The organism is Pseudomonas sp. NFACC46-3 (genome assembly GCF_900114515.1).
Taxonomy (GTDB): domain Bacteria; phylum Pseudomonadota; class Gammaproteobacteria; order Pseudomonadales; family Pseudomonadaceae; genus Aquipseudomonas; species Aquipseudomonas fluorescens_Q.
Window position 1 is genome coordinate 26481 of sequence record NZ_FOTH01000039.1, and the last position, 19723, is coordinate 46203.

A 19723-nucleotide genomic window follows, 5' to 3' on the forward strand; every position below is an offset into this window, starting at 1 on the left:
TGCTCGCGATTGCGGTGTGACAGTCGGGAAAACCGTGACTGAAACTCCGCAATCGCGAGCAAGCTCGCTCCCACAGGAGGTCTTGCTGCGGTCAGGAAAACATCAAGCCGGCTTGGCCTCCGTCAATGCCTGCTGTGCCAATTCCTTTTCCGCTTCCTTGATGTCGTCTTCGCTGATCATTTCCGCGATCACCCGCAGCCGCTCCACCACCCGGGCATTGACGCTGCCCTCGGGGAACTCGCCGTTTTCGTCCGGCTCGCCAGCAGGCTCGCCCACCAACAGGCTCAGGGCTTCGTCGGCCTGGCGCACCGCATAGACGTGGAACTGCCCAGCGCGCACGGCGGCCAGCACTTTCTCGTCGAGCATCAAGGTCGCGACGTTGGCCTGGGGAATGATGGCCCCCTGCTCACCGGTCAACCCGCGGGCTTCACAGAGGCGGAAGAAGCCTTCGATCTTCTCGTTGACCCCGCCCACCGCCTGCACTTCACCGAACTGGTTGATCGAGCCGGTAATGGCGAAGCACTGCTTGAGCGGCGTCTTCGACAGGGCCGAGATCAGCGTACACGCCTCGCCCAGGGACGCGCTGTCGCCGTCCACGTAACCGTAGGACTGCTCCAGCGCAATGCTGGCCGAGATCGCCAGCGGGAATTCCTGGGCATAACGACTGCCCAGGTAGCCGGTAAGAATCATCACGCCCTTGGAGTGGATCGGCTGGCCGAGGTTGACCTCCCGCTCGATGTCGACGATGCCGCTGCCGCCCGGGTACACCGTGGCGGAAATCCGCGCGGGTACACCAAACGCAGAGTCGCCGACCTCGAGTACTGTCAGCCCGTTGCATTTGCCCACGGCCGCACCGGCGGTGTCGATCAGGATGATCCCCGCGAGCATGTCGTCGAGGATTCGCGCCGAGACACGCCCGGTACGGGTGGCCTTGGCCTTGAGGGCGCGCTCGATATGACCGGCGTCGGTCATCTCGTCACCGGCCAGTTGGCGAATGAAATCCGCCTCGCTGACCAGTTGGAACAGATCACCGATACGCGCCGACAAGCGCCCCTGGTGTTCGGCCAGACGCGCACTGTAGGTCGCCAGGCGCGCCACCGCGTCGGCAGTCAGCGGCGCCATGCCCTCCTCCGAAGTGCGGGTCTTGAGCAACTGGGCGAACTGCTCCAGGCTCTCGTCGCCCATCGGGATGTCTTCGTCGAAATCCACCAGCACGCGAAACATTTCCTGGAAATCCGGATCCAGGTCCTGCAAAGCGTAGTAGAGCTGGCGGGCGCCGATGATCACGACCTTGACCTGCAGCGGAATGTGCTGCGGCGTCAGGGTCACGGTGGCCACGCGCCCCAGTTCCCCCAGCGGCGATTCCATTTTCAGCTTGCGCGATTGCAGGGCGCGCTTGAGCGCATCCCACACGAACGGCTCACCGAGCATTTTTTCCGCTTCGAGAATCAGGAAACCGCCGTTGGCCCGGTGCAAGGCGCCCGGACGCAACTGCCGGTACGTGGTGTAGAGCGCGCCCTGGTCGGTGCTGTATTCGATGCGACCAAACAGGTTGTCGTAGGTCGGGTGCGGCTCGAACACCACCGGCGCGCCGCCACTGAACGGATGCCCGACCACCAGGCTCGGCGCGTACTGTTCCTCCAGCAGCTTGCGGGCGATGGCGTCGGTCTTGCTGTCATCCACCAATTGCTCGACCACAGTCTTGAGCAGATAGACCTGCATGGCCTGCAGGTAGCCGCAGACCGCAGCGTTCTCTGCGTATTTCTCCGACAGTGGTGCCAGCAACGGTTGCAGGGCCAGGGTGATGGTTTCTTCGTTGAGCTGGCGCAACTGGTTGCTGGACTCGCGCTTCCACTGTGGCAGGCTGGCAAGCTCTTCGTTCAAACGCTCTTCCAGGCCCGAGATGTCCTCATGGAAACGCTCGCGCTCGGCTTCCGGCAACTGGGCGAATTCAGCTTCATCCAGGGCCTTGCCTTCGCTCATTGGCGTGAAGGCGATGTTGCTGCTGTCACGGTACAGCGCGACATCCTTCTCCAGCGCCAGGCGCTCGATCACATCCAAGGCGCGGTCATAGCGCTGATTGAAGGCGCGGTCGATGGCACTTTTCTTCTGCTGGTAGGACGGGTGCTCGAATACCGCCGGGAACGTCGCCAGCAAGTTGTCGATCAGGCCGTTGATGTCGGCGATGAAAGCACCGGCCGTACCTGACGGCAGTTCCAGGGCACGGGGTTCGCGGGGCTCATCGAAGTTGTTGACGTAGACCCAGTCCGCCGGGGTCTGCAGGCGCTTGCCTTCGGCCTTGAGGTAGCGTTTGACGAACGAAAACCGGCCAGTGCCGGGCTCACCCATGACGAATACGTTGTAACCGGGGCGCGGCATGGCCACGCCGAACTGCAAGGCTTCGACCGCACGTTCCTGGCCAAGCACACCGCGGAAGGGCTCCAGATCATTGGTGGTAGAGAAGCTGAACTGTTCAGCGGAAAACGGACGGGTCAGCGCTTCGGGCGCTAGACGCAAGCTGGCAGCAACAGGATCAGGCATCGGGCTTCCTTACATCAGGCGGGGCAGATAGCGGCATTCTGGCGCCGCCTGTACCTGACTGGCAAGGAGCGCCTCTGCCCAAAGCATAGTCAAAGGGGAAACCGCGGTCGGGCCCGGTAGACAGGCGATCTTCCAGTGATGTTTTTGCAAAATGTCACGGAACCCTCAGATCGTGCCTAAACTCCAAACTGCGCGGCTGGAACAATAACCGGCCCACTGGCAGCTGTAGGGGCCAGACCCTGTCCATCGGTATGCACATAAAGAGAACATAGCTATGAAACGGATTCTTCTCGGTACTCTCTTCACCGCTGTATCCATCAACGCCATGGCTCAGGCGCCGGGCGGCCCGGATTGCGGCTGGGGCAACATGCTGTTCGAAGGTCAGCGTGGCACTCCGGCACACTTCCTGGCATCCACCACCAACGGCACTTCCGGTAACGCTACCTTCGGCATGACATCCGGCACCAACGGTTGCTCGACCAACGCGGCACTGACTTACGGCGGCAAGTCCTGGCTGGCCATGAATGGCATGATGAACGAGCTGTCCGAAGACATGGCCAAGGGTCAGGGCGAAGCGCTGACCACCTATGCCGTGGTACTGGGCGTGGCGCCGGAAGATCGCGCACACTTCTCCGCCGTTACCCACGAGCACTTCCAGCAGATCTTCAGCAAGGCTGACGTGACGGCGGAAGATGTGCATACCAACACTCTGGCCGTGCTGAAAAGCGATCCTCGCCTGGCCAAGTACGCCACTCAAGCTTAAGCTCGACACCACTCGCTCCTCTCGGGGAGCGGGTTTTCTTTTCGGGGCCCCTTCGGTCTTTGTTTTTTCGCCTTTCCAAGTAGCCGACTATGCTCAAACGCCTTGCCTGGCTAGCGCTCTGTGTGTGCGCCCCGCTGTCCGCCGCGCCTCATGTCGACCCTCAACGTTTGCAGCAACTGGCCAATGACCGCTTCTGGATTTCCCTGGGCCACTACGAAACCGCCAAGCTCGGCGGTTGGCGCAGCTATATCAGCGACAAGCAATTCTTCCTCGCGCCCGATGGCAACGAACATCCCGAGCGCGAACTGAGTGCCACGCTAAAAGCCCTGTACGGCCCGGCCAGCGCCGGCCAGCAGCATGCCCAGTGCGTGTACCCGGCGCGAACGCGCTGGCTCAAGGCCCAGCTCAATCTGACGGATCTGCCGGCTGTTGACTGCAGCGACTTCAACCAATGGTTCAAGGACGTCTCGCCCCACAGCGCGGTGATGATCTTCCCCGCCGCGTATCTGAACAGCCCGTCCTCGATGTTCGGTCACACCCTGCTGCGCATCGACCAGGCCGATGTGCAAAGCGACAAGACCGCCCTGCTCAGCTATGCGATCAATTTCGGCGCCTACATCGAAGGCTCGGACAACAGCATCCTCTATGCCTGGAAGGGCCTGATGGGCGGCTATCCCGGCCTGTTTGCCCTGGTGCCGTACCAGGAAAAACTCTCCGAGTACCGTAGCCTGGAGAACCGCGACCTGTGGGAATACCGCCTGAACCTGAGCCAGGCGGAAACCGAGCGCATGGTCGAGCACGTCTGGGAACTCAAGCAGATTCAGTTCGACTATTTTTTCTTCGACGAAAACTGCTCCTATCGCCTGCTCGAATTGCTGCAAGTGGCTCGCCCCAGCCTGCGCCTGACCGAACAATTCCCGCTGACTGCGATTCCCACCGACACCGTCAAGGCCGTGAAAGAAGCCGGCCTGGTGGAAAGCATCCAGTATCGACCGTCCCGTGAACGGGAACTGCTCAGCCGCGCCGAACCGCTCAGCGACGAAGAACAGCAATGGGTACTCAAAGCCAGCGCCGACCAGCAGCAACTGCAAGCCCCCGGCTTCAAGGCGTTGCCGCGCGAACGCCAGGCGCTGATCATCGATGCGGCCTATCGCCTGGAGCGCTATCGCGCCAACGGCCAGGAGCGCGACCCACAACGCGCCCAGCGCAGTTTCGAACTGTTGCGGGCGATCAACCAAAACCCTGCGCCGGAGCTCGATATCCCGCAACCGGGCCTGCCCGAGGACGGTCACCAATCGCGCACCTGGCAGGCTGGCCTCGGCACGCGGGGCGACCGGGCGTTCGGCGAGTATGGCTTGCGCATGGCCTATCACGATCTCAACGACAACGCCGAGAGCTTCCCCTTGGGCGCACAGATCGAAATCCTGCAATTGAAACTGCGCCAGTACGAAGGCAATGACTGGCAGGTGCAACAACTGGACCTGGCGACCATTCGCTCCCTGACCCCACGCAACGAGCTGCTGCAACCGCTGTCCTGGCAGGTCACCGGCGGCCTGGAGCGGGTGCCAGGCAAACACGACGACGAAACCCTGGTCAGCCACGTCAACGGCGGCGCAGGTGGCACCTGGGCGCTGGGGGACGAGGTGCTGGGCTTTGCCCTGGGCACGGTGCGGGTCGAGCACAACAATGACTTCGCCCAGTTCATCGCCCCGGCCGCCGGTTTCAATAGCGGTGTGCTGTGGAAAAATCCACTGGGCAACCTGAGCCTGGAAGCCAAGGGTGATTATTTCGTCAACGGCGAAGTGCGCCGCAGCCTGAGCTTGAACCAGCAATGGGAGCTGTCCCGAAACCTCGGCCTGCGCCTGAGTGCCCAGCGGGAGTTCAGCCAATTGGCCTCGCCGGAGAACGAGGTGATGCTTGAGGTGAAGTGGTATCACTACTGACCATGGCCTGCGCAACGAACGGATTAATCACCACGCTTTCACGCCTTACTGACGAATCCACTTCTAGACTTATTGTATGAGCGGGATTCGGCAGGAAAGCAGAAATGAAGCGCACAGCAGTGGTCCTGAGTATGTTGATGTTGCTCGGTGGCTGTGAAACCACCCACGAAGACCTGATCGCCCGGGGTTATCCACCAGCGTTCGCCGACGGCTACGACGACGGTTGCAGCAGCGGCCGGCAAGCCGCCGGGGTGATCACCGGCCAGTTCAGGAAAGACGTGCCGCGCTATCTCAAGGACCCGCGCTACGCCGAAGGCTGGAGCGATGGTTTCCGTCAGTGTCAGGCCATGCGCGAAAGCGAGGAGCGTGACGCCTATCGCGAACGTCACTGGGATGAACGTGAACGGGCCTGGCAACAGCAGAAAGACCAGGATGCCGCCCGGGCTTATCGCTCGCCGTAAGTCGCGCACAGACATTCATCGAAACCAAAAGCCTGCGACCATGGCCCAAACTCCAATAGAGGAGAACACCATGAGTCGCGCTTTCGTCAACGAAGACACCGCCGCAGCCCAGGCCGATCAACCGGTCGAACGCCAGGTCAGTGCCCAGCCCAATTACGTGACACCGTCCGGGTTTGCCCAGTTGCAGGCCCGCGTCGCCCAGTTGCAGGCACTGCATGGCCAGCACGCAGCCAAAGGCGACCAGGCAGACAAACAGCGCATCGCCGACATTGAACGGGACCTGCGCTATTTCAATCAGCGCTTGCAAAGCGCCCAGGTCGTCGTGCCGACATCAACGGATCAGGTGCGGATCGGGCATTGGGTGACCTTCGTCGATGAGCATGATCACGAGCAGCGGGTCCAATTGGTGGGTGAAGACCAAGCTGATGCGGCCAGTGGACTGATCAACTGGGGTTCGCCGCTGGGGCGAGCGTTGCTGGGGGCGAAGGTTGGGGATGAGGTGATCTGGGAGCGACCGATGGGCAATCTCGCCATTGAAGTCATTGCAATAGCGCTTGATTAACGAACTGAGCGAGCAGCACTTGTTAGTACCATGAGAAAACACTTAAACCTTTCCTGCAGACTCGAACAAGAGCAATAAAGCCTCTAGCGCTAGAGCGTCGCAACAGTAACCACATACCTGTAGCAACATGTAACTGCAACATAAGGTCATAACGACAAGTTTGTGCTTAATCGGCAGCGTGCTATTGTTTTTCCCGCACCAAAACAGGTGCGTAACAACAGAGGAGAAACATGATGAGCGAACACATACTGGCAATGTCCGGTGACTTCGATGGTGACTTCAAGTCCTACCAACTCGTCAGTCGCGGCATTGAGTCAGCAGCGCTGACCATTGTCGAATGTGGCACCGCAGAGTGCACCGCCATTTTGTGCTAATCCCACTTTCAAGGTCGACCTGCACAGGGCGACTTTGATATCCCTAATCCCATTCATAGACAACTTCATTTGAAATCCTACAGTTCGGATACAGTGATTGGCATCCGATTGGCCGCAGGCCGCTGTACGCGATATTCAATAACTGATGAGGAAATATCATGAGCGAAAAAATCCTGAACATGTCCGGTGACTTCTATCTCGAGTTCAACGCTTATCAAGCGCCTGCCAACAAGAGCAATGGGCGGATGCTGATAACGTCATTGGAGTGCAACACTTTCGGAACGTGCACCAATCTCGAGTGCTCGACACTGGGCTGCTAATCCCGCTCAACTGATCGTCAAAACAGGCAATCAATAAAACATAGAGCAGGCACCGCCTGCTCTATCCATGTCAGGAGACACGGCATGTTAATTAACTCCTTGAAGTTGAATCAGCGAGGTCAGCACAGATTCTCTTCCGGTCGCGATATCGCCCTTTTTGAAAACAACCTGACTCGCCTGCATGTTGATGATCAGGCCTTGCTGAATCACTTCGGATTAGACAGGGCGCAGCTGTCTGCGTACATCAAGGAACCTGCCAATAACCAACCCTTGCCCATCGATGGCGAAACCGTCTTAAACGCCTTGGAGGCAAAACTTACCCAGCTCGACAGCCTTGACACCGAGACGAACACTATCTCAATCGGCAAAAACAATTTTTATTGGTTTGGCTACCGTTTTTTTCTTTATTTCATGGATACGTTCAAAGGCGATCCGCGCTACGCCGCTGCATCATTGCACATCGATGACCGGGCCTTGTTTGCAAGCCTGGAGCGCTATGTTCTGGGCCGGGTAGAACGCACATCAGAACAAAGCCTGGTTCACTATTTGAATACGCGGATTGCAGCCGGTGAGGACCTCGATTTAACAGCTTTCAATGAGCATCTGCGCACATTGCCACTGCTGAAATTGTTTGAGTCCTACCCGGTGTTGGCGGGCCTGCTACTGGATCTACTGGAAGACACCACCCAGTACCTTTATGGGGTCATTCGCGACTTCGCCGACGATACTGAATTGCTGGAGAAGACGTTTTCGATCCCGTCCCGGAAAATCGACGCGATCGAACTTGGTCTAGGTGATCCCCATGGTCGTGGTGAAACGGTCTGCGAGGTTAAAATTGGTACGACCTCGTTGGTTTACAAACCAAGAGCGAGCCGGGAGGCGTTGTTTTTCAATCGTCTCCTTGGGCAATTGCATGAGTGGTCAGGCGCGGATTGTTTTTCTATACATGCACCCAGGATCCTCAGCTGCGAGCAGCATAGCTGGGTAGAAAAGATCGACAATCTGCCTTGCGACAGCGAAGCAGACGTTGCGCTGTTCTATACAAAAATGGGCGCACAAATGGCCCTCATCCACGCATTGAATGGCATCGACTTTCACTACGAAAATATCATTGCGTGTGGAAGCAGCCCGGTCATGATTGACCTTGAATGTTTATTCACCGCCTCTACCAGCGAGCTGCTACACGACTTACCTGCCGACTGCGCGTTGTTCAATGCCTTCAAGTTGACCCAACAGTCGGTATATTCCACCGGTTTTTTACCCTTCTCTCAAAAATCCAATTACGACCAAAGCGGTCTGACTCGGCAAGAGCGATTCACTTCCACCCGCCATTCCCTGGTTTTCGAAGATGGCTTCTACCATCTGCGCAAAACACAATTCGAACACCAGCCACTGCAAAAACACCTGCCACACCTGCAAGGCGGGCATAAGGGATTTGAACCCTATAAAGCTGAACTCCTCCATGGCTTTGACTATGCCTATGGCCAGTTGATGATTTATCAACAGATGATCATGCAGATACTCGAACAATCTGCAGGCGAATTATCAACCCGCGTATTGCTCAAGAATTCCCAGCGCTATGCCGATTTCATCGGACTAAGCCGCCACCCACGCTTTATGCAAAATATGCTGGACAGGGAACTTCTACTGGCAACTTTATGGAAAGATCTGAAGGAACCCTATGCAGCAAAAGGTATTCCCCGTTATGAAATAGCGGACCTGCAACGATCCAGCATCCCATGTTTCACCATGCCTCTCAACGCCAACTACTTGACGAGCGCCCAAGGTGAAACGATAGGAATGACGCCCATAGAGCCACCAATAAAGAGCTGCTTACAGAAACTGGCCAGCCTGTCCCATGCAGACAAAGCGTTACAACGCACATTGCTCGAAATTTGTTTGTTTCCTGAGCCTAATGGACAACTGCCACTGCGCGCCAGACAGAGGCTTGCGAACCTTGAGAGCGCTCCCCCATCGGGCCTACTCGACGGAATATTGAGCATCAGCTCCCGTATCGAGGAGCTCGCTATCATAGGAACATCAACGGACGTCAGTTGGTTGTCTTTTCACCTGCACCCCACGACCCAGAGAAAATACCCGTCGCCCATGGATCACGGGCTGTACTCCGGTATCGCCGGGATTGGCTTGTTTTATCTGGGCCTGTTCAAGGTGAGCGGCGAACCGCACTTTCTGTCGCGCATGGATCAGGTCCTGTACTCCCTGGAACAACGCTTTGGCTTTTTCAAAACCGATTTGACCGTCAGTGCCTATCACGGGCTGGGGGCTTATCTCTATCTGCTGATCAATCGTCGGCAAATAACGGGAGATCCGAAACACGATGAAAAAATCGCCGGCCTGCTGACCCAACTGATTGAAGTCCCTCCTGAAGACTATGATTTCGACTTCCTCGGAGGCTGTTGTGGGGCTGTGACCCTGCTGGCCAATATCCATGCATTGTCTGCACAGGAGGACGTGCTGCCAGCCATCCAACGCATGGTTGGCTACATCAAGGATCAAGTCCTGATTGAAGATGGCCAACTGCTGCGGCGTGATGATCGCTCGGTCATTTTGACAGGCTTGTCCCACGGCCTCTCGGGGGTCATCCATGCCCTGTGCAAAGCCTATGACGTGACCGGCGATGCGACCCTGGTGCCCTTGGCCATCCAGGTGCTCGAAGGCGAAAACCGCCTGAGCCGGGACGGTTTCTGGCTGGACCTGCGAAACCTCGGCCCGGCGGACCATACGTCCAAGTGGTGCCACGGCGACGGCGGTATCCTTATCGCCAGGCGACAGCTCATGGCATCGATGGGGGACGCCCTGGACGACGCGGCCAGGCAGACCGTGCTCGACGATATACAGCGATGCGAGAACAATCTCTGGCAGCACGGTTTCGGCGAGGGCTTTAACCTGTGCCACGGCGATTTCGGCAATCTGATCTGTCTGCATGACCTGTATCGGCATTCGGATAATCCCGAAGGCATGAGCAGGGTCAGAAAGACACTCGACGAAATCGCCCGGCAGTTTTTCGAGGGACCATGGCTCGACAACGATCGGGTACCCGACGTCAGCCTGTTGACTGGAATCACGGGGGCGGGTTATGCCTTGCTGTACGAGATGGACCCGACAATCCCCAACATTCTCACCCTTGAGTTCGCGATGCCAGCGTAACCCCCATGAAAAACGGAGCCTTCGAAGGCTCCGTTTTTTTCATGCAACCGACCGAATCAGGCCAGTTTCTTGTGCCGTACGCGGTGCGGCTGGGCGGCCGCTTCGCCGAGGCGTTTCTTGCGATCGGCTTCGTACTCGGTGTAGTTGCCTTCGAAGAACACCGCTTGCGAATCGTCTTCGTATGCCAGGATGTGGGTCGCCACGCGGTCGAGGAACCACCGATCGTGGGAGATCACAATGGCGGCGCCCGGGAAGTCCAGCAAGGCTTCTTCCAGGGAACGCAAGGTTTCGACGTCGAGGTCGTTGGACGGTTCGTCGAGCAGCAGGACGTTGCCGCCCTCCTTCAAGGTCAACGCCAGGTGCAAGCGACCGCGCTCACCACCGGACAGGTCCTTGACGAACTTCTGCTGGTCGCCGCCCTTGAAGTTGAAACGGCCCACATAAGTGCGCGACGGGATTTCGTAGTTGCCGATGCGGATCTGGTCGGAACCGTCGGAGATCTGCTGGAACACGGTCTTGCTGCCGTCCAGGTCTTCGCGGCTCTGGTCGACGCAGGCCAGTTGCACGGTTTCACCGATTTCGATGCTGCCCGAATCCGGCGTTTCCTTGCCCATCAGCATGCGGAACAGCGTGGATTTACCCGCACCGTTACCGCCGATCACGCCGACAATGGCGCCCTTGGGCATGGAGAACGACAGGTTGTCGATCAGCACGCGATCGCCGTAGCCCTTGGTGACGTTCTTGAACTCGATGACCTTGTCACCCAGGCGCGGACCGGCCGGGATGTAGATCTCGTTGGTTTCGCTGCGCTTCTGGAATTCCTGGGATTGCATTTCCTCGAAGCGTTGCAGACGCGCCTTGGATTTGGACTGGCGGGCCTTGGCGCCTTTGCGCACCCACTCCAGTTCTTCCTTCATGGCTTTTTCATGGGCCGACTGCTGCTTGGATTCCTGGGCCAGACGATCGGACTTGGCTTCCAGCCAGCCCGAATAGTTGCCCTCGTATGGAATGCCTGCGCCACGGTCGAGTTCGAGGATCCAGCCGGCGACGTTGTCCAGGAAATAACGGTCGTGCGTGATCGCAACCACGGTGCCTGGGAAGTCGTGCAGGAAGTGTTCGAGCCAGGCGACGGAATCGGCGTCCAGGTGGTTGGTCGGTTCATCGAGCAGCAGCATGTCGGGGGCCGACAGCAACAGGCGGCACAGGGCCACGCGGCGCTTCTCACCACCAGACAGGTGTTCGACCTTCGCGTCCCAGGCCGGCAGGCGCAGCGCATCGGCGGCGACTTCCAGCTGGCGATCCAGGTTGTGGCCGTCGCTGGCCTGCAGGATCGCTTCGAGCTTGGCCTGTTCGGCGGCCAGCTTGTCGAAGTCGGCATCCGGATCGGCGTAGGCGGCATAGACCTCGTCGAGGCGCGCCTGGGCGTCCTTGATCACACTGACCGCTTCCTCGACCACTTCACGGACGGTCTTGGTCGGATCCAGCTGAGGCTCCTGGGGCAGGTAGCCGATGTTCAGGTCCGGCATCGGGCGGGCTTCGCCGTCGAATTCGTTATCGACGCCGGCCATGATTTTCAACAGGGTGGACTTACCCGAACCGTTGAGACCCAGTACGCCGATCTTGGCGCCGGGGAAGAAGGACAGTGAAATATTTTTCAGGATTTCCCGCTTCGGCGGAACAACTTTGCTCAGCCGATGCATGGTGAAGACGTATTGAGCCATGGTGAACCTAGCGTCAGTGACAGGTGAAAAGAACGAGCCAGGCCATGCGCGGCACCGGCACTTGACGGTCATCAATGCCTGCGCGCGGATAGAGCCTGGGAATCTGGAGCTGGAACGCTCTTGTTTGACCGGCAAAGCTACCTCAACCGTCGGTCAAGGTCCAGCCGCCAAGGGCTGGCACTTTGCCACAAGTCAAGGCATGCTAGCCGCCCTTCGGGCGTCCGGCTTATAGTGCACGTCGCGCCAGTCCAGCAAACTGCAGGATTACAGCTTGTCCAACGTCACTCCGCCCCTGTCCCCTCGCGCACCCGCAGTCGTGTCCGGCTCGCCCCTGCGCGGGACATTGAAGAGCGCACTGGCCACGCTGGTGTTGCTGCTGCTCGGCTTGCTGTTCTGGCAATTGCTCGACCAACTGCGCGAAACCCAACAGCAACAACGCCAATACACCATCGACTACACCGCCGATCTCGCCGCGCAGGTCAGCCTGAACATGGCCCTGAACGCGCAAATCGCCCTCAACCTGCTACCGATCGTCGAACAACCCCAAACGGGCGACGAACAGCGGGCCCTGGTGCGCAAACTCCAGCAATCGCTCCCCGAATTGCGCAGCCTGGTCCTGCTGAGCCCCTCCGGCCGAGTGCTCAGTGACAGCGACGCCGACAGCCACGACGCCGACTACCTGGGCGAACTGGTGCGGCGCAGCCGGGCCCAGGCCCATTATTTCAGCAATGCCGAAGACGGCTCCGTGGTGCACCTATTGTTGCACCAGGCCAGCGGTAGCAGCCGTGGCTACTGGGCCCTGCGCCTGAGCCCGAACTTTTTCTCCACCCTGACCAAGCAGGCCGATATGGGGCTGCGCCCGCTGTGGCTGGTAGAAAACCGTCTCAACCAGCAGATCATCAGCCGCGACGAAAGCCTGCCCTCGAGCAGCCCTACCCATTTGTCCCCGGATGACCTGGAGAACACCGTACTGACCGTGCCCTTGAGCAGCAGCGACTGGCAACTGCGGGGGCTGTTCGACCGTCGCCAGGTAATCGAACAACTGTTGCCGGCCTTCATCGGCAAATGCCTGCTGGGCCTGGCGTTTTCGTTGTTGCCGGTGATTGCGCTCTTGAACATGCGCCGACGTCAGCGGCAGTTGCATGAAGGTCGGCGGCGCTACCAGGATATTTTCGAAGGCACTGGCGTGGCCTTGTGCGTGCTCGACCTGTCGGGGCTCAAGGCTTTTTTTGAGCGGGCCGGCCTGCACACGGGCGATCAATTGCGCGCATGGACAAAAACCTCCCATCAACTCGAGCAATTGCGCCAGGAAGTTCACGTCACCGAAGTCAACCAGATGGCATTGAAACTGCTCAATGTCGATTCCTGCGATCAGGCCTGGCAACTGCTGGTCGGCAAGGGTACGCAGGACAACAACCCCGTCGGCTCGAAGCTGCTCGAGGCGCTGCTCGATCAACACAAGCAACTGGAGCTGGAAATCAAGCTCCAGGACGCCCATGGCCGCGACCAGCACCTGTGGCTGGTGCTGCGCCTGCCGGAAAAACAGCAAGACCATAACGCGGTCATCCTGAGCATCAGCGACATCACCAGCCGCAAGCTGATCGAGCTCTCGCTGCTCGAACGCGAGGGTTTCTGGTCCGACGTGGTGCGCACCGTGCCGGATCATCTCTATGTGCAGGACGTCATCAGTCAGCGGATGATCTTCAGCAACCACCACCTGGGCCAGACCCTGGGGTACGACCGCACCGAACTGCACCAGATGGGCGAGTACTTCTGGGAAATCCTGCTGCACAGCGACGATGCCGATCACTACCACAGCCTGCGCCAGGCACAGCGGCGGGGCGGGTACACGCAATTGTTGCAATGCCAACTGCGCTTTCGCCACCGCAATGGCAAATGGCGCTGCTTCGACATCCGCGAGCAGGCCCTGGCCCGGGACCGGGATAACCAGGTGACACGAATCATCGGCGTGGCCAAGGACGTCACCGAGCAGATCGAGGCCAGTGAATCGCTGCGTGACAGCGAACAACGCTACCGGATGCTCGCCGAAAGCATCAGCGACGTGATTTTCTCCACCGACAACAAGCTTTCGCTCAACTACGTCAGCCCGTCGGTGCAAGCGGTGCTGGGCTACACCGCCGACTGGATCTTCCAGAACGGCTGGCAATCGATCATCGCCAATCCGCAACAACTGACCGGCATCTACAGCCTGATGGACCGGGTCAGCAAGGCCCTCGACAAGCCCGATCAACTGGCCGAGCTACGCAACCAGATGCAGACCCAGTTGTTCCTGTTCGACTGCCTGCGTGCCGATGGGCGCAAGATTCCCATCGAGCTGCGGCTGGTACTGGTGTGGGATGAACACGGCGCGTTCGAAGGCGTGCTCGGCGTCGGTCGCGACATCAGCCAGCAGCGTCGCGCTGAAAAAGACCTGCGCATGGCCGCTACGGTCTTCGAACACTCGACCTCGGCGATCCTGATCACCGACCCGGCCGGCTACATTGTCCAGGCCAACGAAGCCTTCAGTCGCGTCAGCGGTTATGCCGTGTCGCAAGTGCTGGACCAGTTGCCCAACATGCTGACCGTGGACGAACAGCAGGAAGCCCACTTGCGCTACGTGCTCAAGCAGCTGCAACAGCATAGCACCTGGGAAGGCGAAGTCTGGCTCAAGCGCCGCAATGGCGAGCATTACCCAGCGTGGGTCGGCATTACGGCCGTGCTGGATGACGAAGGTGACCTGGCCAGCTATGTGTGCTTCTTCAGCGACATCAGCGAGCGCAAGGCCAGCGAGCAGCGCATTCATCGCCTGGCCTATTACGACGCCCTGACTCACCTGCCCAACCGCACGCTGTTCCAGGATCGCCTGCACACCGCACTGCAATCGGCCGACCGGCAGAAGACCTGGGTCGTGCTGATGTTCCTCGACCTGGACCGTTTCAAGCCGATCAACGACTCCCTGGGCCATGCCGCCGGCGATCGGATGCTCAAGGAAATGGCCACGCGCCTGCTCGGCTGCGTCGCCGACGACGACACTGTGGCACGCATGGGTGGCGATGAATTCACCCTGCTGCTGCAACCGCGCGCCAGCCGCGAAATGGCGCTGAACCGGGCAATCAACGTAGCCGAGCAGATCCTCGCCAGCCTGGTCCGGCCCTTCGTGCTCGAAGGCCGGGAGTTCTTCGTCACCGCCAGTATCGGTATCGCCCTGAGCCCCCAGGACGGCAACGAACTGAGCCAATTGATGAAGAACGCCGACACAGCCATGTATCACGCCAAGGAGCGGGGCAAGAACAACTTCCAGTTCTATCAGGCCGACATGAACGCCAGCGCCCTGGAGCGCCTGGAGCTGGAAAGCGACCTGCGCCACGCCCTGGAACAGAACGAGTTCGTGCTGTATTACCAGCCGCAGTTCAGCGGCGATGGCAAACGTTTGACCGGTGCCGAAGCCCTGCTGCGCTGGCGCCATTCGCGACGCGGATTGGTGCCGCCAGGGGATTTCATCCCGGTACTCGAAGAACTCGGCTTGGTGGTGGACGTCGGCGACTGGGTCATCACCGAGGCCTGTCGGCAGCTCAGGACATGGCACCAGGCCAAGGTCCGGGTGCCGAAGGTCTCGGTCAACATTTCGGCCCGGCAGTTCTCCGACGGCCAGTTGGGCACGCGCATCGCCAATATCCTGCGCAGCACCGGCCTGCCGCCGGCCTGCCTGGAGCTGGAACTGACGGAAAGTATCCTGATGCGCGAAGTCAGCGAGGCGATGCAAATCCTGGCCGGGCTGAAAAACCTGGGCCTGAGCATCGCCGTCGATGACTTCGGCACCGGTTATTCGTCGCTCAACTACCTCAAGCAATTCCCCATCGACGTGCTGAAGATCGACCGCACCTTCGTCGACGGCCTGCCGTCCGGCGAGCAGGATGCGCAGATCGCCCGGGCGATCATCGCCATGGCCCACAGCCTCAACCTGGCGGTGATCGCCGAGGGTGTCGAGACCCACGAGCAGCTGGATTTCCTGCGCGAGCACGGCTGCGACGAAGTCCAGGGCTACCTGTTCGGCCGGCCGATGCCGGCCAATCGGTTCGAAGCGCAGTTCAGCAATGATGCGTTGTTCATGATTGATTGAGGCAGTTGCAAGCTTCAAGCTTCAAGCTTCAAGCGGCAAGCGGCAAGCGGCAAGCGGCAAGCTGAAGGCAGAAACGGTCCGCGTTAACTTGCAGCTTGTCGCTTGCATCTTGAAGCTGAATTCCTTTCATATGCCTTCCAAAACCGGTTGGGTTAGAATGCCCCCCTTTTCTGCCCCCGATCCTTGAGGACCGCCATGTTCAGCCGTGATTTGACTATTGCCAAGTACGACGCCGATCTCTTTGCCGCCATGGAGCAAGAAGCTCAGCGCCAGGAAGAGCACATTGAGCTGATCGCTTCGGAAAACTACACCAGCCCCGCGGTGATGGAAGCTCAAGGCTCGGTACTGACCAACAAGTACGCCGAAGGCTACCCAGGCAAGCGTTACTACGGTGGTTGCGAGTACGTCGACGTGGTCGAGCAACTGGCCATCGACCGCGCCAAGCAACTGTTCGGCGCCGATTACGCCAACGTCCAGCCGCACGCAGGCTCCCAAGCCAACTCCGCCGTGTACTTGGCGCTGCTGTCGGCCGGTGACACCATCCTGGGCATGAGCCTGGCCCACGGCGGTCACCTGACCCACGGTGCCAGCGTTTCCTCCTCCGGCAAGCTGTACAACGCCGTCCAGTACGGCATCGACGGCAACGGCCTGATCGACTACGACGAAGTCGAGCGCTTGGCCCTCGAGCACAAGCCGAAAATGATCGTGGCCGGTTTCTCCGCCTACTCCCAGGTCCTCGACTTCCCGCGTTTCCGCGAGATTGCCGACAAGGTCGGTGCCTACCTGTTCGTCGACATGGCTCACGTAGCGGGCCTGGTCGCCGCTGGCGTCTACCCGAACCCGGTGCCATTCGCCGACGTGGTCACCACCACCACCCACAAGACCCTGCGCGGTCCACGTGGCGGCCTGATCCTGGCGCGCGCCAATGCCGACATCGAGAAGAAGCTGAACTCCGCCGTCTTCCCGGGCGCCCAGGGTGGCCCGCTGGAGCACGTGATCGCGGCCAAGGCGATCTGTTTCAAGGAAGCCCTGCAACCTGAGTTCAAGGCTTACCAGCAACAAGTGGTGAAGAATGCCAAGGCCATGGCCGGCGTGTTCATCGAGCGCGGCTTTGACGTGGTGTCCGGCGGTACTGAAAACCACCTGTTCCTGCTCTCGCTGATCAAGCAAGAGATCTCCGGCAAAGACGCCGACGCGGCGCTGGGCAAGGCGTTCATCACCGTCAACAAGAACTCGGTGCCAAACGACCCACGCTCGCCGTTCGTCACCTCGGGTCTGCGCTTCGGTACCCCGGCCGTGACCACTCGCGGTTTCAAGGAAGCCGAGTGCAAGGAACTGGCTGGCTGGATCTGCGACATCCTGGCGGACCTGAACAACGAAGCGGTCATCGACGCCGTGCGTGAGAAGGTCAAGGCTATTTGCAAGAAGCTGCCGGTGTACGGCGCTTAATCAGCCCGTCAGACCGTAGCCAAAAGGCCCGCCTCTTCGAGGCGGGCCTTTTTTATGGGCTGTTAAAAAGCTAACGCCAACTTACCCGCTCATCCTTACACCATTCACTGGTTGTTATCGCACTTAACTTTCTGCAATACAGATAATACCACCCACCCCCAACAAAACTAATAAGATCCCATTCGCTCCATCTCATACTTACTAACTCAACACAGGATTCAATTATCACATGGACAGTGAAAAATCTTTTCATGCAACACTTCGCATGTTTGATGCCCACGTCAATCTACTTGAAACGCTGCATGGTAAACCTGCGATGGCGACCGTCAGTTCATTCAGCGGCGGATTCTTTACCGGCAAACCGCAAACCCATGATCACTCGCATTTGCTCGGCATGCGCGCCGAAGCCCAGGCCACGGCCTCTACCCAATTGATGCTGCATTTCCGGCCTACGCCCAATGGCTACATCCTGACCCTGAAAAACCCCGGGGAATACTACAACAGGCTGATTAGCAAGAGTTGGCTTGAAGTACTTGGTGCAGTACATCCAAACACTGCCAACCCGACGCGCTTCATCCTGGTCGATCAACAACACAACATCATCACTCGGAAAAACATCAACACCCAGCACACTCCCCTCTCACTCATGACCGCAACCCATAAATATGTCGGGGGATTAAGAGTGCCTGGCTCGCCGTATCTCTATCTGGCCGAGACCGAAGAAAAATCAAAGATAACTTTTATCTTAAGCCTGCACTAAGGCATGTAAATCTCGTAAAAGACAAATAACCAGATAGCTCTTGTGGCGCAGGATATTCCCTCGCCACAAGGCTCTACGGTGGGCAGCTTCTCCTTCAACAACTCACCTTGGGCAAGTTGAAAGCCACAGGCAGCGGAACATCAAAGCAGGATGGCATCGAAGCCTGCACGGATTTTCTCTTCGGGCAGTTCGTCGGCGATGAATACGATCACGCTTTCCCGGGGTTCATCCGGAGCCCATTCGGTGTCCCAATCGAAACCGTACAGTTTCAGTACGCCCTGGAACACCAGTCGACGGGGTTCGCCGGCGATGTTCAGCACACCTTTGTAGCGCAACAATTGCTTGCCGTGCTCTTCCAGCAACTGGTTCATGAACTCGCTGAGCTTTTCGATATCCAGTGGTTTGTCAGTGCGCAGCACGAGGCTGCTGATCCGATCGCCCGTGGTTGCCTTGCCGACCGGCCGCAAGCTGAACCCTGCGCCCAGGTCCGCATTGAGATTGAAGCCACGGATATCGAGCAGTTCGGCCAGGTCGATCTTGCCATGTTCCACCACCCTGATAGGCGCTCGCCGATTGATGCGCGCCAAGCGTTCACCAAGGGCTTGGACCTGGGCTGCGTCCACCAGATCGGTTTTGCTCAAGAGCAGGCGGTCGGCAAATCCAACCTGGGCCTGGGCGATGGCCTGGGTCAGGTGGACATCGGCATGAGCAGCATCCACCAGGGTCAGGATCCCATCGAGGATGTAACGCTCGCGCAGGTCCTCATCGATGAAAAACGTCTGGGCCACCGGCGCTGGGTCGGCCAGTCCGGTGCACTCGATGACCAGGCGATCGAAGGCAATCTCGCCGCTGTCCAGCCGCTCGAGCAACAGATACAGGGCCTTGGTCAGGTCGGTGTGGATGGTGCAGCACACGCAACCGTTGGCCAGGGTCATGACTTGCACCGGCTCGTCGCCCAGCAGTTGGGTGTCGATACCGGCATCGCTGAATTCGTTCTCGATCACGGCGATTTTCAGGCCGTGTTCGGCCTTGAGCAGATGGCGCAACAGCGTGGTCTTGCCGGCGCCGAGGAAGCCGCTGAGGATGGTGACCGGGATGGGAGAGGACAAACTGAATCTCCTTGATGCCTGAAAGGGAAGCGGTTTTGTGGAAGCGAGCCTGCACGCGAAGGCGTCGGGTCAGTTGACATCGATGCTACTGACCCACCGCCATCGCGAGCAAGCCCGCTCCCACATGGGTTTGAGGCTACCTCAACTCAACAGCACTTGGACCCACCCTTGCCACCGTAACCAACAGCGCAATCAAGCCAGACAACTACCCTGTGGCGAGGGAGCTTGCTCCCGCTCGGCTGCGCAGCAGTCGCAAAACCGGCTGATACAGTCGGCCTGAAGAACCGCCGGGGCCTGCTTCGCACGCCAGCGGGAGCAAGCTCCCTCGCCACAAGGGATTTGTGGCGCATACAAATTCTGAGCCCCCCCAAAAACAACTGTGGGAGCAAGCTCACTCCCACATGGGGTTTGACTCAACAGCACTTGGGCCCA

Annotated in this window: 13 protein-coding genes; 10 read left to right on the forward strand and 3 right to left on the reverse strand. The window is 59.0% G+C overall.

Annotated features, from left to right (window positions below):
• Positions 1 to 102 precede the first annotated feature (102 nt).
• The gene (locus tag BM300_RS26325) at positions 103 to 2541 is read right to left on the reverse strand and encodes a Lon protease family protein (protein ID WP_063324297.1); all 2439 of its coding nucleotides are present in this window, start codon (positions 2539 to 2541) and stop codon (positions 103 to 105) included.
• Positions 2542 to 2815: 274 nt separating this feature from the next.
• On the opposite strand from BM300_RS26325, the gene BM300_RS26330 reads away from it, so the two are divergent.
• From BM300_RS26330 to BM300_RS26350, 7 genes are all read left to right on the forward strand, one after another.
• Positions 2816 to 3304, forward strand: a complete 489-nt coding sequence (locus tag BM300_RS26330; RefSeq protein ID WP_003185616.1) for a DUF3015 domain-containing protein — start codon at positions 2816 to 2818, stop codon at positions 3302 to 3304.
• An 89-nt stretch (positions 3305 to 3393) separates the two neighbouring features.
• Positions 3394 to 5247: an Lnb N-terminal periplasmic domain-containing protein gene (locus tag BM300_RS26335; RefSeq protein WP_092150620.1), complete on the forward strand. Its 1854-nt coding sequence runs from the start codon at positions 3394 to 3396 to the stop codon at positions 5245 to 5247.
• Between the two features lie 104 nt (positions 5248 to 5351).
• Complete coding sequence (locus BM300_RS26340; RefSeq protein WP_092150623.1) at positions 5352 to 5708, forward strand: hypothetical protein; 357 nt, start codon at positions 5352 to 5354, stop codon at positions 5706 to 5708.
• Positions 5709 to 5778: 70 nt separating this feature from the next.
• On the forward strand, positions 5779 to 6270 hold the full coding sequence (locus BM300_RS26345) for a GreA/GreB family elongation factor (protein WP_092150626.1): 492 nt from the start codon (positions 5779 to 5781) through the stop codon (positions 6268 to 6270).
• A 233-nt stretch (positions 6271 to 6503) separates the two neighbouring features.
• Positions 6504 to 6644: a hypothetical protein gene (locus BM300_RS31110; protein ID WP_170845994.1), complete on the forward strand. Its 141-nt coding sequence runs from the start codon at positions 6504 to 6506 to the stop codon at positions 6642 to 6644.
• Between the two features lie 158 nt (positions 6645 to 6802).
• Complete coding sequence (locus tag BM300_RS31115; RefSeq protein ID WP_170862107.1) at positions 6803 to 6964, forward strand: hypothetical protein; 162 nt, start codon at positions 6803 to 6805, stop codon at positions 6962 to 6964.
• A gap of 84 nt (positions 6965 to 7048) precedes the next feature.
• A complete protein-coding gene (locus BM300_RS26350) occupies positions 7049 to 10132 on the forward strand; it encodes a type 2 lanthipeptide synthetase LanM family protein (protein WP_092464413.1) in 3084 nt (1027 codons plus the stop codon).
• A gap of 56 nt (positions 10133 to 10188) precedes the next feature.
• Here the strand turns inward: BM300_RS26350 and ettA are convergent, their stop codons facing one another.
• Complete coding sequence (gene ettA, locus BM300_RS26355) at positions 10189 to 11853, reverse strand: energy-dependent translational throttle protein EttA (protein ID WP_030140297.1); 1665 nt, start codon at positions 11851 to 11853, stop codon at positions 10189 to 10191.
• Between the two features lie 271 nt (positions 11854 to 12124).
• On the opposite strand from ettA, the gene BM300_RS26360 reads away from it, so the two are divergent.
• From BM300_RS26360 to BM300_RS26370, 3 genes are all read left to right on the forward strand, one after another.
• The gene (locus BM300_RS26360) at positions 12125 to 15973 is read left to right on the forward strand and encodes a sensor domain-containing protein (RefSeq protein WP_092464416.1); all 3849 of its coding nucleotides are present in this window, start codon (positions 12125 to 12127) and stop codon (positions 15971 to 15973) included.
• Positions 15974 to 16168: 195 nt separating this feature from the next.
• Positions 16169 to 17422: a serine hydroxymethyltransferase gene (gene glyA / locus BM300_RS26365; RefSeq protein ID WP_072347783.1), complete on the forward strand. Its 1254-nt coding sequence runs from the start codon at positions 16169 to 16171 to the stop codon at positions 17420 to 17422.
• Positions 17423 to 17651: 229 nt separating this feature from the next.
• Complete coding sequence (locus tag BM300_RS26370; RefSeq protein ID WP_092150638.1) at positions 17652 to 18182, forward strand: hypothetical protein; 531 nt, start codon at positions 17652 to 17654, stop codon at positions 18180 to 18182.
• Between the two features lie 140 nt (positions 18183 to 18322).
• Here the strand turns inward: BM300_RS26370 and yjiA are convergent, their stop codons facing one another.
• Positions 18323 to 19291, reverse strand: a complete 969-nt coding sequence (gene yjiA / locus BM300_RS26375) for a GTPase (RefSeq protein WP_092150641.1) — start codon at positions 19289 to 19291, stop codon at positions 18323 to 18325.
• Between the last annotated feature and the right edge of the window lie 432 nt (positions 19292 to 19723).

Bases quoted from the DNA above. Each gene is read 5' to 3' on its own strand.
- BM300_RS26340 (WP_092150623.1), top strand. From the start codon at position 5,352: ATGAAGCGCACAGCAGTGGTCCTGAGTATGTTGATGTTGCTCGGTGGC.
- glyA (WP_072347783.1), top strand. From the start codon at position 16,169: ATGTTCAGCCGTGATTTGACTATTGCCAAGTACGACGCCGATCTCTTT.
- ettA (WP_030140297.1), bottom strand. From the start codon at position 11,853: ATGGCTCAATACGTCTTCACCATGCATCGGCTGAGCAAAGTTGTTCCG.
- BM300_RS26370 (WP_092150638.1), top strand. From the start codon at position 17,652: ATGGACAGTGAAAAATCTTTTCATGCAACACTTCGCATGTTTGATGCC.
- BM300_RS31115 (WP_170862107.1), top strand. From the start codon at position 6,803: ATGAGCGAAAAAATCCTGAACATGTCCGGTGACTTCTATCTCGAGTTC.
- BM300_RS26350 (WP_092464413.1), top strand. From the start codon at position 7,049: ATGTTAATTAACTCCTTGAAGTTGAATCAGCGAGGTCAGCACAGATTC.
- BM300_RS31110 (WP_170845994.1), top strand. From the start codon at position 6,504: ATGAGCGAACACATACTGGCAATGTCCGGTGACTTCGATGGTGACTTC.
- BM300_RS26325 (WP_063324297.1), bottom strand. From the start codon at position 2,541: ATGCCTGATCCTGTTGCTGCCAGCTTGCGTCTAGCGCCCGAAGCGCTG.
- BM300_RS26335 (WP_092150620.1), top strand. From the start codon at position 3,394: ATGCTCAAACGCCTTGCCTGGCTAGCGCTCTGTGTGTGCGCCCCGCTG.
- BM300_RS26330 (WP_003185616.1), top strand. From the start codon at position 2,816: ATGAAACGGATTCTTCTCGGTACTCTCTTCACCGCTGTATCCATCAAC.
- BM300_RS26345 (WP_092150626.1), top strand. From the start codon at position 5,779: ATGAGTCGCGCTTTCGTCAACGAAGACACCGCCGCAGCCCAGGCCGAT.